The sequence below is a fragment of the candidate division TA06 bacterium genome, assembly GCA_016235665.1.
Classification (GTDB): domain Bacteria; phylum Edwardsbacteria; class AC1; order AC1; family EtOH8; genus UBA5202.
Window position 1 is genome coordinate 200,850 of the sequence record JACRJI010000014.1, and the last position, 12,923, is coordinate 213,772.

Here is a 12,923-nt window from a genome sequence, read left to right on the forward strand (position 1 = left end):
CCCCGTTCCTGCGAAAGGATGAACATGCCCATCTACGAATACCAGTGCACTAAGTGCGGCCACAAGTTCGAAAACCTTACCAACTCCTGCTGCGCCCCCAGCCCCAAGTGCCCCAAGTGCCAGGCGGACACCGAAAAACTGATGTCCACTTTTGCCGCCTCGGTGGACGGAGGATCAGGCGGCCACGGCCATGACGGCGGGGGAAGCTGCTGTTCCGGCGGAGGCTGCAGCTGCGGCTGAAGTCCTGAAATACTGCCATGAACAAACACCGGATCAGAAGATACCTTCTATTCATCATCTCCCTGACAGCCCTGGCGGGCTTCGGGTCCCAGATCCTCCGGGGGATCATCCACGGCACCGCTTCCCAATGCAGCGTTTCCGGGCCATGCCGGTGAAAATACCCTGAAGGAAAAAACAAAACAGGTTTTAAAATAAATGATAGTCATCAGATCGGAATACTGCCCCCAGAACCACCACTGTCCCTCCCTGCGGGTCTGCCCGGCCGGGGCCATCAAGCAGGACGGGGTCAAGGCCCCGTACATCGACCAGAAAAAATGCACCGATTGCGGCCTCTGCGTCCAAAGTTGCCGGGTATTTCAGCAGGTTGCCGCACCATCGCCGGTCAATAAATGAGAGATACAAAAAATTACGACATAGCCATTCTGGGAGCCGGTCCGGCCGGGATGACCGCCGGGCTGTATGCGGGGCGGGGCGGACTTAAGGCGGTCATTGTCGAAAAGATGATGCCCGGAGGTTTGGTGGCCAACACCGAGCGGATCGACAATTATCCCGGCTTTCCCGAAGGCATATCAGGTTTTGAGCTGGCCCAGAAAATGGAACAGCAGGCCAAAAAGTTCGGGGCCGAGATCATCTCCGCCCAGGCGGAGGAAGTCGTGCCGGAAGACAGATATCAGCTGATAAAACTCTCCGACGGAACGATCATAAAATCAAAGGTCCTGATCATCGCCACCGGCGCCTTTCCCAAGACACTGGGGGTGCGGGGCGAAAAGGAACTGCTGGGCAAGGGGGTCTCCTATTGCGCCATCTGCGACGGAGCTTTCTTCAAAAACCAGGCGGTGGCGGTGCTGGGCGGGGGCGACTCCGCGGTCCAGGAGGCGGTTTACCTGGCCGGCCTGGCCTCCAAAGTGACGGTGATCCACCGGCGCAATGTGTTAAGGGCGGCCGATTTCATCCAAAAGGTGGCCTTTGCCAATAAGAAGATAGAATTTGCCTGGAACAAGGACATCCTGGCCATCGAGGGCAGCGCCGGGGTGACGGGCATCAAGGTGATGGACAAGCAAACTCTGGCGGAAGAGGTGATCCCGGTGACCGGGGCCTTCATCTACGTGGGCTACAAACCCAGCAGCGACCTGGTAAAGGACATTGTCAAAACGGACGAACAGGGCTACATCATCACCGACGACCGGATGGCCTCCTCAGTTCCCGGGATCTATGCCTGCGGGGACGTCCGGCAGAAGCTGGTCCGGCAGGTCTCCAGCGCGGTGGGGGACGGCGCCACCGCAGCCATAGCCGCCCAGCAGTATCTGGAATTCAAGTAAGGGAATAGTACGCCATGTCCTAAACGCATACAACTTAATCATCAAAGTAAGGGCAATTCATGAATTGTCCCAACAGAAAAGGAGAAACATCATGGCCGAAAGAAACCAGGTATACAAGTGCGAGGTCTGCGGCAATATCGTGGAAGTGCTGCACGGAGGCAAGGGCGAGCTGGTCTGCTGCGGCAAGCCGATGAAGCTGTTCACCGAGAACACCGTGGACGCCGCCAAGGAGAAACACCTGCCGGTGATCGAAAAAACCGCCGACGGCTGGAAGGTCAAGGTCGGCTCGGTGGCGCACCCCATGGAGGACAAGCACCACATCGAGTGGATCGCCATCTACGGCGGGGACCGGGTCCACCGCAAGTACCTTAAGCCCGGCGACGCTCCGGAGGCCGAGTTCCTGTGCCCGGCCCAGGAGATCACCGCCAAGGAATTCTGCAACCTGCACGGCCTGTGGTCAGCCAAGGGATGACCATCAACGGGTTATTCTGAGGATAGCTTCCCGCCTTGCTTCCGAAGAATCTTCCTGAACATTGTTAGATCCTTCGAGGACCAAGAGAGTTGCCAAACACAGGATGACGAATTGCGAATAACAAAGTAAATATAGAGAAGGAAAACAAATGAAAAGCATCAAAGGGTCCAAGACAGAACAGAACCTGCTGAAATCCTTCGCCGGGGAATCCCAGGCCCGCAACCGCTACACCTATTTCGCCAGCGCCGCCCGCAAGGAGGGCTACGAGCAGATCGCCAACTTCTTCATGGAAACTGCGGAGAACGAGAAGGAGCATGCCAAGGTGTTCTTTAAGCTGCTGGAGGGCGGGGAGCTGGAGATAACCGCTTCCTACCCGGCCGGGAAGATCGGTACCACCAGGGAGAATCTGGAGGCCGCGGCTGCCGGCGAGAACATGGAATGGACCACCATCTATTCCGATTTCGCCAAGACCGCCCGGGACGAGGGTTTTGAGGACGCGGCAACGGCCTTTGAACAGATAGCAAAGGTGGAGAAATTCCACGAGTCCCGCTACCGCAAACTGGCCGGCAATCTGGCCAACGGGGAGGCCTTTAAAAAGAAAACATCCGTCAAATGGCACTGCATCAACTGCGGATACGTGGCCGAAGGCGCCGAGGCCCCCAAACAGTGCCCGGCCTGCAAGCATCCCCAGGCGTACTACGAGGTGCTGGCGGAAAATTACTAGGATCTATAAGGAAACCATGAACCCAGGAATTCTTCCATACTTTCCAGGTTTCATTATAAAAAGGAAATCAGATGCCGTTGACATTACAATGGGTAAAAGACCTGCAATTCGTGGCCGAAGATGACAAGGGCCACGGCATAGTGGTGGAATCCAGGAAAGAAGGGATCTCCGCCGGATTCACCCCCATGCAACTGATCCTGATAGCGGCTGCCGGGTGCATGGCCATGGACGTGGTCTCCATCCTGCAGAAGAAAAAACTGGACGTCAAGAGCTTCCGGGTGCTGATGGACGGGAAGCGGGCCGAGGATCATCCCAAAAGGTTTACCGAGATGAATTTTGTCTACGAGGTCAAAGGCGACATCCCCAAGGCGGCGGTGGATGAGGCCATCAAACTATCCAAGGAAAAGTACTGCTCGGTCTCGGCCACCATCCAGCAGGGGGTCCAGATGAATATCGAAAGCAAGGTGGTGTCATGATCCTCTATATCCTAAAGATCGTGTTGGGAGCCGTCATCGGGGGCGTGGTGGGATTCCTATCCTATAAATTCATCGGCTGCCGCGGCGGGAGCTGTCCCATAGTCGGCAATCCCTGGATATCCACCTTTTGGTGGGCCATGATCGGGGGTATTTTCATGTACGGTGGTAAATTCCCGCCCGCCCCATGACGGGTAAACCCTAAAATCAATCATTATCGGAGCTTTTAATGAAAAGATACATCATGACGGTTCTGCTTTCACTGGCCGTGCTGAGCAGCATCTCCTGCGCCGGCAGCAAAAAAGAAACCCCCAAGGCCGCGGCCGGAGCTGTAGCCTGGATGGCCTGGGACCAGGCCGTGACCTCGGCCCAGGAAGAAGGCAAGTTCATAGTGGTCGACGTCTACACCGACTGGTGTCACTGGTGCAAGGTGATGGATGACAAGACATATTCCGATCCGGCGGTGGCCGGGCTGATGAAGGAGAGCTTTACGGCGGTCAAGCTGAACGCCGAGAGGGCCAATACTGTCAACTTCAAGGGTAAGGCCTATACCGAAATGGACCTGGCCCGCAGTTTCGGGGTCAACGGTTATCCCACCACCATGTTCCTGGCCAGCGACGGCTCGGTCATCGGCAAGATCCCGGGCTACATCGAAGCCCCGGTGTTCAAACAGATACTGGAATACCTCACTTCCGGATCGTATAAGAGCATGAGCCTGGACCAATATATGTCGGGGAAGAAATAAATGAGGCGAATAATTTCACTGATAGTGGTGCTGCTGGCCCTGGCCGCCATAGGGTTTGGATATCTGCGCCGGGAGCACAAGAAGCTATACATCAATGCCGTGGCCATCTGCTATTCCTGCATCGGGCTGGAGTAGGACCGCTTTTTGACAGGAGCGCCTCCGCTGAAGCATTCGCCTAAAGTTAGTGCCTCCGCTAAAGCTGTGGCATTTGTGGCGGACAAATTTAAAAGCGTAAGCTGACGGCCCCCCAAGGGGAGGCAAGAATGCAGCGTAAGCGGATTTACATGATTCACTTATAGGATCAAACGGAACAGCAAAAGCAAAAGGAGGGAATGTGATCAAGATCGGCCAGAAGGCGCCGGACTTTGTGCTGAGGGACCAGCACGGGACAGAGTTCAAGCTCAGCGAACTGAGGGGGCGCAAGGTTCTGCTTTCGTTCCACCCCCTGGCCTTTACCAAGATCTGCTCCCGGCAGATGCAGGCCCTGGAGAAGAACCTGAAAGCCTTCGATCTTTTGAACACGGTCCCGGCGGGCTTAAGCGTGGACACCGTTCCCAGCAAGCATGCCTGGGCCAAGGCACTCAAGGTAAAAAACCTCAGGATGCTTTCAGATTTTTGGCCTCACGGCAAAGTGGCTAAAGATTACGGGATATTCCGCCGGGAGCAGGGATTCTCGGAACGGGCCAATATCCTTGTTGACGAGTTTGGGAAGGTGATCTGGATAAAGGTTTATCCCATCAAAGAGCTGCCGGACCTAAATGAAGTATTAAAAGTTTTGAGTTTATAACTGGGGCATCTTTAGTTTTTAACCCCTGCTGTCAAAGGCAGGGGTATTTTTTGTGGGGAAAAAGAAAATTTTAATCAAATTCCTAACCAAAAGCAATACTTATTGTTATACATTTTTGTTTGTACATTTAACCGATAAATATGAGAAATATTTTAAACAGGGGCTTGACAAATTAAACATTTAATGATATAATACAAACGTTTGTTTAAATAAAGGATGATAAAATGTCTCCTAAAGACTATTCCCTGCCAGAACCAAAGAGCCGCATATTCAATGCCGCCGCCGCCCTGTTCGTCAACAAGGGTTTTGAAGCAGTGGGCGTACGCGAGATAGCCAAAGAGGCCAAGGTCAATATTGCCATGATCAATTATTACTTCGGCGGTAAAGTCGGTATTTTAAAAGCTATATTGGAGGAGACCTACCAGAAGTATTATGAGGCCCAAAGTTCAGCCGGAGATGATACCACGCCGCCGGAAGAGCGGGCCAGGAATCTGGTGACAAATGTGGTCCGGTTCTTCAGGGAAAATACGGAAATAGCGCTGGTCACATTCAATACCATGCTGTTTGATATTCCGGATGTGTTGTGTTTGCGGGAAAAATGGGGTAAGATGAATTATGCAGTGATGGGAGGGTTCTTTAAACAAATAGGCGTGGACCTTATGGATCCGGTTCACAATAGTATTTATAACGGGTTTTTGGGGAACATGATAAAAAGCCATTTTCAATTCAGATACACCATTGAACATTTGCCGGCCGGCATAATAGATGAAAAATGTTCAGAAAGCAAGGATGACAATTGGCAGAGGAAGCATGAATATAATGACGATTTTTATGAAAGGTACATCGATCTTTTAGTGCATCAATATTTCCATGGCGTGATCTACGCCACCCAGAAAGACAAAATGAAACTCCATAAAGGAGAGAATATATGAAACAAAGAGTATATTTTATTCGTAATTGACTAATAAACATAGGAAAACCGTAATCCCGAATCTTCAAGCAGCTTCACAAACATAAATATTGCCGAAAATTCGGCATATTTTTGATTCAACAATATAAACAAACGTTTGTGCTTTTGCAACTTTGTATAAAATCAACTCTAAAAAAGTGAGGTTATCATGGAAAAGAAAATAATGGTCCTAATCATTTTGGGTTTGGCTTCATTATCCAAAGCCCAGACAAATCCACAAAACATAATAAATTCAAAAATATCCGAAGGCTACTATGCGCTGTATTTGACGGAAGGAGCCATCCCGGCCGGTGCACTGCGGCAGGATCAGACATTGAAAACCAACCGCAATGAAGCAATCAAACAGCAGAACACCAAAGAACGCAATATTGTCACAACGTTGGCAGGTTTCGGCCAGGCTCATAAAAGCAAAGCCGGACTGTCTAAAAAAGGCAATGAAACCAAGACCTGCAATACCCGGACAGTTTACAACTAAAATAAACGAAGATCAATAAAGGAGTTGCATATGAAACTGACAGTATTCCTATCCGAGGTGATGTTGATGGCCTTGCTGGCCGGATCGGCGCAGGCCCAGACTCCGTCCAAAGTTGCTTTGGATAAGATTTTAAAAAAACAAACCATAGAAGCGATCACAGTATTGCTGGACAGCAACTACGTTTTTCCGGAAACGGCAAAGAAAATGAATCAGTTAGTGCTGAAAAACCTTCGTTCCGGCAAGTACAATAAGATAACCGACCCGGAAGAGCTGGCCGGACGGATGACCGAGGACCTGAGGTCGGTCAGCCATGACCTGCACCTAAATGTTAGGTACGAACCGGGGCAGATAGCGGCCATACGGGCAGATACCCTTAAAAATCAGGTTCCGCCGGAGCTGATCAAGAGCTGGCAGAGGATAAATTACGGCTTTGTCAAGGCGGAGTACCTGCCGGGCAATGTGGGATATCTGGAACTGAGGGCTTTTACCGACCCCAAGATGCCCGAGGCCGGACAGGCGGCAATCTCGGCCATGAACTATCTGGCCAACGCCCAAGCCATCATCTTTGACCTGAGGAAGAACGGGGGCGGACATCCCGAGATGATCCAGCTGTTATCCAGTTTTCTTTTTACCGAGCCCACCCATCTTAACGATATCTATGAACGCCCCGGTAACACCACCCAGCAATATTGGACCCTGCCGTACATTCCCGGTTCCCGCAGACCAAATGTGCCGGTCTACATCCTGACCAGCAACTATACCTTTTCCGGGGCCGAGGAGTTCACCAATAATCTTAAGGAGCTCAAGCGGGCCACCATCTTGGGCGAGAACACGGGCGGCGGAGCCCACCCGGTGGATTTCAAGATAGTTAACGACCTATTCATCATTTCCCTGCCATTTGGCCGGGCCATCAACCCCATCTCCAAGTCCAACTGGGAAGGGACCGGGGTGATACCGCATGTCAAGGTTCCGGCCGATAGCGCCTTCAATGCGGCTTACCTGATGGCCCTGGACACCTTGATCAAATCAGCTGCTGACCAGCAAGACAAACAAGATCTGAAAAACGTCCGTTTGTTCAAGCAAGCAGAGTTCAGCAATTATAAAGTGCCGGAGGAAAAACTTCGCAGTTATGCCGGCAATTACGGGGCCAGGACCATAATTTATGAGCAGGGCCAATTGTTCCTGCTCCGTCCCCAGCGTCCCAGGAATAAGCTGCTTCCGGTATCGGACGTCAGTTTTATGATCGATGTCATTGGCGGGAAGATTGACTTCATTTTAAGCCCTGAGGGAAAGATCCTGGGAATGGATTATATAAGACCATCCGGGGATACGTCCCGATTTGAGAGGAAATAAACCGTTCCGACGGTCACTTTATAAATTACAACACATTGATCAACTGGAGAGCTACCATGAAATCAGATCGCAATTTCAAAACCTTGGCTTTGGCTTTAGCGCTGGGGATCACCCCCGGCCTGCTGTGGGCCCAGGAAACCGCCGGAGAGAAGATAGCAGATACTGCCGCCCCAAAGGTCTTCAGCGTGCGGCAGGTCCAGACCCCGCCGGAGATCGACGGCATCATCGAAGATGCCTGGCAGCAGGCGGACTCGGTCAGCGATTTCGTCCAGCACCAACCTTACGAGAAAGCCGAACCCAGCGAGAAAACAGTGGTCTACCTGCTGCAGGATGAGGAAAATCTTTACGTTGCATTCCGCTGCCACGCGGTTAAGAACCCTCCGGTGGCCTGTTTTACAAAGGACGAGGATTATGTGACAGTCAAGTTCGACCCCTTCGGAAGCCGGACCAACGGATATTTCTTTTTGGTCTTCGGCAGCGGTCTTTTTTGGGACGGCTTGATCATGGACGACGGCCGGAGCCAGGATCAATCCTGGGAAGGGGTGTGGTACAATGCTGTGAAGATGTACCCCGACAGGATGGAAGTGGAAATGAAGATCCCCTTCAAGACATTGCGCTACAAGAAAGGTCTGGGGGAATGGAATATTCAGTTTGCCAGGCACATCGCCACAACCTTTGAGGACGACTACTGGACCGAGGTCACCCAAAAGGACGGGGACCTGGTATCCCGCTGGGGAAAGGCTACCAATATCAATCCAAGATCATCGGGATACTATTTTGAACTGTATCCCGAGGGGTTTTTCCGTTTTGAGGATTTTCGGGGGGAGACCCCGGCCAGGAAGGTCAAGGGCAGCATAACCGCTAAGTGGGACCTGACCCCCCAGACCAGCCTTAATGCCACGGCCTATCCCGACTTTGCCCAGATCGAATCGGACCCGTCCTCGGTGAATCTTTCCCGGTATCCCACCTATCTTCAGGAACAGAGGCCTTTCTTCGTGGAGGGCCGGGAGATATTCCGTTTTTCGGAATTCCAGGGCAGCGGGTTCTTCCAGCCGCTTAACATCTTTTATTCCCGCCGGATCGGAAAATCCATAGACGGCGGAGCGGTGCCGATCATCGGAGGCTTGAAGGCCACGCACAAGACCCCGGATTGGAACCTGGGCGCGCTGGCGGCCTATACCGAGAGATATGATTATGACGACCAGTGGGGCCAACCCGCCACCGAATCGGAAAAGAAATTCGGGGTTTTCAGGGTTTCCAAAAGAATTCTGAACAATTCGGACGCCGGTCTGTTATTCAGCGGCATGTCGGTCAACAGCCGGGAGTACAATTATGCGGCCGGGCTGGATGCTTCATTTCGCAAAGGACCTAATCAGCTGATCCTGCAGGGGGCATACAGCCAGGTCCAAAGGCCGTCCGGCCCTGATACGGTTAAAAACAAGGGCTGGGCCATTTCCGCCGGGTACCACGGGTTCATTGACATGTTTCAGACCATGGCCTCATATGAGGCCATAGACGATTCCTTTGACGTGGGGGACATAGGTTTTGTCCCCTGGGCCGGGCGGCAGCAGGCTCTTCTGATCAGCGGACCCTTTTGGACATTCAAACAAGGGGCTGTGCGCAACCTCTATATTGCACCGGGGATAATCAGGTCAAGGGAGCCGGGCTGCCCGAGATGGTCGACCTCCGGATATTTTCAGGTTAATCCAAACTGGAGGAATAACTGGGGAATCAATATTGAGGGACATTACGGTAAGTCCTACGAAATGGTATTCGATCCCGTCACGTATTCCCCCCGGTGCATAGATTACACCAGCCGCGACATAAGTTTTAACTTCTGGGGCATGCTGATGGGAAACAATATCAACGGAGGATGCAATTATAACTACAGTTATAATTATGCCAGAAATTATCTGGCTTATCAGGGCTCGAATTGGCTGACCTTCAGTTATTCATTTTTCTCGCCCCTCAGCGCCACCCTGACCTCGATTCTTTGGGTCGAATGGGACCAGGACAAAACAATAACAGCCATGACTCCGATCTTAAGGCCCAGGATGGATTACCGGATCACCGCCAAAATGACGCTTTCGTTATTCAACGAAATGGTGGCGGCCACCCCCGCGACCGAGCTGGGGAAGACCAGGCTTCAGACCGACAGGTTTGGCTTATTATATTCATGGAATTTTTCTCCCAAGAGCTGGCTGTATGTGGCTTTGAACGATTACAATTCGCTTGATTATTCGGTAAATCCCGACGGAAAGATGACCCAGAGATATGCCATAGGAGCCATAAAGGCCAAATACCTGCTTTATTTCTAATTTTAAAGAGCCCGGAATATTTTATCATCAATCTTTAAACGGGAGACACGATGTTCGATAAATTGGAGAAGATGCTGGCCGGAGCCAAGGCCGATTACATTGACATCCGCTATGAAGAGGTGAAGGAGACCGCCATCGGCTTCAGCGGAAAGGAGCTGACCACGCTGTCGGCCAATGCCGGCGACGGATATGTGGTCCGGGCCCTGGACCAGGGAGGCATGGCCTCGGTGGCCTTCACCCGGCCGGAGGAGGCCGAAGCCGCAATCAGAGCGGCGGCGGAGAACGCTTCCTTGTTCTCCCGGAACACGGCAAAACCGGTCCGGATGGCCAAAGCAGAAACAGTCCGGGACACTTATTCACCAAAGCTGGGGGAAGACCCCCGGCAGATCCCGATAACGGAAAAGCTGGAGCTGGTAAGGAAGTACAACAACATCCCGCTGGCTCAGCCAAAGGTCGTCAACACCAGCATCGCCTATAGCGAAGTTTACCGCCGCAAATATTACATGAACAGCGAGGGCAGCCGTATTCAGGAAGACCTGGTTACCACCAGCGTCCGGGGCCTGATCACCGCCCGTGAGGGCAGCCTGACCCAGAACATCAGGGTGGGAATCGGCGGCAGCGACGGCTTCGGCGCCGTCAGGGGGCAGGAAAGGCATTTTGAAGAAAAGACCAAGCTGGTGCTGGACCTGCTGTCGGCCGAACCGGTGAAAAGCGGCTCCTACAGCTGCATCCTCAATCCCAGCCTGGCCGGGGTCTTTGCCCACGAAGCCTTCGGCCATTTCTCGGAGGCCGACATCGTGGAAACACTGCCGGCCATGAGGGAAAGAATGACGCTGGGAGCCACGTTGGGCAATGGGATATTGAATATAATAGATGACGCCACCAGGCCGGGGCAGCTGGGTTTCTATAAATACGACGACGAAGGGGTGGCGGTGCGTCCGGTCCAGCTGATCAAGAACGGGGTGCTGTCCGGCCGGCTTCATTCGCGGAGGACGGCGGCCGAGTTCGGAGAGCCCTTGAGCGGCCACTGCGTGGCCGAGGATTACCGCTATGCGCCGATAGTGCGGATGGGAACCATCTACATCCAGCCCGGGGAAAAAGGATTTGACCAACTGCTCCAGTCGCTGGGGGATGGATTGTATCTGCTGGATGCCAAGGGCGGCCAGACCTCGGGGGAGAATTTCACCTTCGGCGCCAACTACGGCTACGAGGTCAGGCAGGGCAAGATCGGCCGGATGGTCCGGGACATAAACATCTCCGGCAACCTTTACCAGACGCTGATGGACATCAGCTCGGTGGGCAGCGACCTGAGGCTTTCACAGATCGGCGGCTGCGGCAAGGGGCAGAGCAACATCCGTTCCTGCAACGGCGGACCGCACATCATAATCGATAACCTGATAGTGGGGGGCATCTGATGGAAAAGCTTTTGGAAATGGCCGGCCGGGCCGCCGATCAGGCCGAGGTGTTTTCGGCCGAGCAGAGCTCCAGTTCGGCGACCTTTCAGGACGCCAAACTGTACGACATAAGGACCAACTTTCTGTCGGGGGTCTCGCTGAGGATCATCAAGGACGGCCGGCTGGGGTTTGCCTATACCCGCAACCTAAAGGACCGGCAGGGTCTGCTGGACAACGCCCTGGACTCGCTCCGGGGAGGGGTGGAGGCTCATTACGATCTGCCTGACACTAGGGTTGGCAAGAGCCTGGCCACCTACGATCCGGCGGCATCCAGGCTGTCCAGCTCAGACCTGACGGACGAAGCCAAACGGATATGCGAAATCCTCAAGGCCGCTTCCGCCGGAGAGATCATGGCCGGAGCCTACGTCAGCGTGGATTCCCTGCGGGTATTGAACAGCAGGGGTGCCGACCTGAGCCAGCGGAATTCCCTGGCCGGTTCCTACAGTTCCATCATCTTCCCCGGTTCGGGCAGCGGGATAGGCCGGGAGGTCAGGAGCAGGTCAATGGCAAAGATGCCGGATAACCTGATATCCGAGATGACCGATCTGTTCAAGCAGGGGCAAAAGACAGTTCAGCCAAAGGGCGGCCGGATGAAGGTCCTGTTCATGCCGGAAAGCATGATCACCCTGCTGTGGCGCATCGTCAGCGGGCTCAGCGGCCGCAGTGTCTATGAAAAGATCTCGCCCAACGCCGCCCGGCTGGGGCAGAGGATATTCAGCCCTAAACTGACCATCTACGACGATCCTCTCAACGATGCCTGCCCCGGCGCCCGGGCCTGGGACGACGAGGGGGTGCCCTGCAAGAAACTTTCCCTGATCGAACAGGGCGTGTTGAAGGGCTTTTTCTACGACCTCAAGTATGCGGAAAAAATGAGCGCCGCCTCCACCGGCCACGGCTACCGGGGCGACATCTGGAGCGGGGACCCCGTCACCGTAAAACCCGGGCCTTTCCTGGGGCACCTCTTTATGGAGCCGGGCACAGCCTCCCTGGCAAAACTCATATCCCAGATGGACCGCGGCATCATCATCGAAGGCGTGATGGGGGCCCACAGCGGCAACATCCCCAACGGGGACTACTCCATCGGCATCGGTCCCGGCCTGTATGTTGAGAACGGCCAGATCGTGGGCCGGGTTAAGGACGCCATGGCGGCGGGCAACATCTACGAAACGCTGTCCAACGTGGTGGAGGTGGGGGACACGCTCTATCCGTCTTTTGAAGGGGCCCGGGTCCCGCCGCTGCTGTGCGAAGGGGTCTCGGTGACCACTAAAACCTAGGCCCGGACGGCTCAAGCCCGGCAGTAGCACAGGCTCACATAACTGTTGAATATCCAACATTCAGGGGAACGATCATGAAACCAGCCCTGCTAGTAGTAGACCTTCAAAAAGCCTTTTTCTCGTCCGGCCAGCAAACGGCCCAGTCGCTGGAGCAGTCAGTGGCTTATGTCAACAGCGCCATCGGGATGTTCCGGGAGCACGACCTGCCGGTGATCTTCGTCCAGCACCTGATGCCGGAAGAAGGGCTGGCGCCGGGCCAGCCGGGTTTTGATATCCCGGAGAAGATCGGCGCGCTGCCCACGGATATATCTATCAGCAA

At 53.8% G+C, this 12,923-nt stretch carries 17 protein-coding genes; all 17 read left to right on the forward strand.

Features of this window, described 5'->3' with window-relative positions; all coding sequences use genetic code 11:
* The first annotated feature begins 24 nt into the window (after positions 1-24).
* A complete protein-coding gene (locus HZA73_09845; protein MBI5806335.1) occupies positions 25-240 on the forward strand; it encodes a zinc ribbon domain-containing protein in 216 nt (71 codons plus the stop codon).
* A gap of 17 nt (positions 241-257) precedes the next feature.
* On the forward strand, positions 258-395 hold the full coding sequence (locus tag HZA73_09850; protein MBI5806336.1) for a hypothetical protein: 138 nt from the start codon (positions 258-260) through the stop codon (positions 393-395).
* A 40-nt stretch (positions 396-435) separates the two neighbouring features.
* A complete protein-coding gene (locus HZA73_09855; protein MBI5806337.1) occupies positions 436-633 on the forward strand; it encodes a 4Fe-4S binding protein in 198 nt (65 codons plus the stop codon).
* A complete protein-coding gene (gene trxB, locus HZA73_09860; GenBank protein MBI5806338.1) occupies positions 630-1,559 on the forward strand; it encodes a thioredoxin-disulfide reductase in 930 nt (309 codons plus the stop codon). The genes HZA73_09855 and trxB overlap by 4 nt, the downstream gene beginning before the upstream one ends.
* A gap of 91 nt (positions 1,560-1,650) precedes the next feature.
* The gene (locus tag HZA73_09865) at positions 1,651-2,031 is read left to right on the forward strand and encodes a desulfoferrodoxin (GenBank protein MBI5806339.1); all 381 of its coding nucleotides are present in this window, start codon (positions 1,651-1,653) and stop codon (positions 2,029-2,031) included.
* A gap of 148 nt (positions 2,032-2,179) precedes the next feature.
* Entirely contained in the window at positions 2,180-2,755 is a 576-nt protein-coding gene (locus HZA73_09870) for a rubrerythrin family protein (GenBank protein MBI5806340.1), read from the forward strand.
* A 71-nt stretch (positions 2,756-2,826) separates the two neighbouring features.
* Positions 2,827-3,231, forward strand: coding sequence for an OsmC family protein (locus tag HZA73_09875; protein MBI5806341.1), 405 nt, complete (start codon positions 2,827-2,829; stop codon positions 3,229-3,231).
* Positions 3,228-3,419 (forward strand): YtxH domain-containing protein, encoded by a 192-nt coding sequence (locus HZA73_09880; protein MBI5806342.1) that lies wholly within the window; start codon positions 3,228-3,230, stop codon positions 3,417-3,419. Before HZA73_09875 ends, HZA73_09880 begins: the two co-directional genes overlap by 4 nt.
* 38 nt (positions 3,420-3,457) lie before the next feature.
* The gene (locus tag HZA73_09885; protein ID MBI5806343.1) at positions 3,458-3,973 is read left to right on the forward strand and encodes a DUF255 domain-containing protein; all 516 of its coding nucleotides are present in this window, start codon (positions 3,458-3,460) and stop codon (positions 3,971-3,973) included.
* A gap of 337 nt (positions 3,974-4,310) precedes the next feature.
* The gene (locus tag HZA73_09890) at positions 4,311-4,760 is read left to right on the forward strand and encodes a redoxin domain-containing protein (protein MBI5806344.1); all 450 of its coding nucleotides are present in this window, start codon (positions 4,311-4,313) and stop codon (positions 4,758-4,760) included.
* Positions 4,761-4,984: 224 nt separating this feature from the next.
* The gene (locus HZA73_09895) at positions 4,985-5,692 is read left to right on the forward strand and encodes a TetR/AcrR family transcriptional regulator (protein ID MBI5806345.1); all 708 of its coding nucleotides are present in this window, start codon (positions 4,985-4,987) and stop codon (positions 5,690-5,692) included.
* A 186-nt stretch (positions 5,693-5,878) separates the two neighbouring features.
* On the forward strand, positions 5,879-6,205 hold the full coding sequence (locus HZA73_09900; GenBank protein MBI5806346.1) for a hypothetical protein: 327 nt from the start codon (positions 5,879-5,881) through the stop codon (positions 6,203-6,205).
* A 30-nt stretch (positions 6,206-6,235) separates the two neighbouring features.
* Positions 6,236-7,558 (forward strand): hypothetical protein, encoded by a 1,323-nt coding sequence (locus HZA73_09905; GenBank protein MBI5806347.1) that lies wholly within the window; start codon positions 6,236-6,238, stop codon positions 7,556-7,558.
* Positions 7,559-7,614: 56 nt separating this feature from the next.
* Complete coding sequence (locus HZA73_09910) at positions 7,615-9,876, forward strand: carbohydrate binding family 9 domain-containing protein (protein MBI5806348.1); 2,262 nt, start codon at positions 7,615-7,617, stop codon at positions 9,874-9,876.
* A 50-nt stretch (positions 9,877-9,926) separates the two neighbouring features.
* Positions 9,927-11,291 carry a TldD/PmbA family protein gene (locus HZA73_09915; protein MBI5806349.1) on the forward strand — a complete coding sequence of 455 codons (1,365 nt, stop codon included), beginning with the start codon at positions 9,927-9,929 and terminating at the stop codon, positions 11,289-11,291.
* A complete protein-coding gene (locus HZA73_09920) occupies positions 11,291-12,604 on the forward strand; it encodes a TldD/PmbA family protein (GenBank protein ID MBI5806350.1) in 1,314 nt (437 codons plus the stop codon). The genes HZA73_09915 and HZA73_09920 overlap by 1 nt, the downstream gene beginning before the upstream one ends.
* 74 nt (positions 12,605-12,678) lie before the next feature.
* Positions 12,679-12,923 (forward strand): isochorismatase family protein (locus HZA73_09925; GenBank protein ID MBI5806351.1); only part of this gene is annotated, 245 nt, incomplete at its 3' end.

Coding starts and splice junctions, on each gene's coding strand:
- HZA73_09845 (MBI5806335.1), top strand. CDS start 25: ATGCCCATCTACGAATACCAGTGCACTAAGTGCGGCCACAAGTTCGAA.
- HZA73_09850 (MBI5806336.1), top strand. CDS start 258: ATGAACAAACACCGGATCAGAAGATACCTTCTATTCATCATCTCCCTG.
- HZA73_09855 (MBI5806337.1), top strand. CDS start 436: ATGATAGTCATCAGATCGGAATACTGCCCCCAGAACCACCACTGTCCC.
- trxB (MBI5806338.1), top strand. CDS start 630: ATGAGAGATACAAAAAATTACGACATAGCCATTCTGGGAGCCGGTCCG.
- HZA73_09865 (MBI5806339.1), top strand. CDS start 1,651: ATGGCCGAAAGAAACCAGGTATACAAGTGCGAGGTCTGCGGCAATATC.
- HZA73_09870 (MBI5806340.1), top strand. CDS start 2,180: ATGAAAAGCATCAAAGGGTCCAAGACAGAACAGAACCTGCTGAAATCC.
- HZA73_09875 (MBI5806341.1), top strand. CDS start 2,827: ATGCCGTTGACATTACAATGGGTAAAAGACCTGCAATTCGTGGCCGAA.
- HZA73_09880 (MBI5806342.1), top strand. CDS start 3,228: ATGATCCTCTATATCCTAAAGATCGTGTTGGGAGCCGTCATCGGGGGC.
- HZA73_09885 (MBI5806343.1), top strand. CDS start 3,458: ATGAAAAGATACATCATGACGGTTCTGCTTTCACTGGCCGTGCTGAGC.
- HZA73_09895 (MBI5806345.1), top strand. CDS start 4,985: ATGTCTCCTAAAGACTATTCCCTGCCAGAACCAAAGAGCCGCATATTC.
- HZA73_09900 (MBI5806346.1), top strand. CDS start 5,879: ATGGAAAAGAAAATAATGGTCCTAATCATTTTGGGTTTGGCTTCATTA.
- HZA73_09905 (MBI5806347.1), top strand. CDS start 6,236: ATGAAACTGACAGTATTCCTATCCGAGGTGATGTTGATGGCCTTGCTG.
- HZA73_09910 (MBI5806348.1), top strand. CDS start 7,615: ATGAAATCAGATCGCAATTTCAAAACCTTGGCTTTGGCTTTAGCGCTG.
- HZA73_09915 (MBI5806349.1), top strand. CDS start 9,927: ATGTTCGATAAATTGGAGAAGATGCTGGCCGGAGCCAAGGCCGATTAC.
- HZA73_09920 (MBI5806350.1), top strand. CDS start 11,291: ATGGAAAAGCTTTTGGAAATGGCCGGCCGGGCCGCCGATCAGGCCGAG.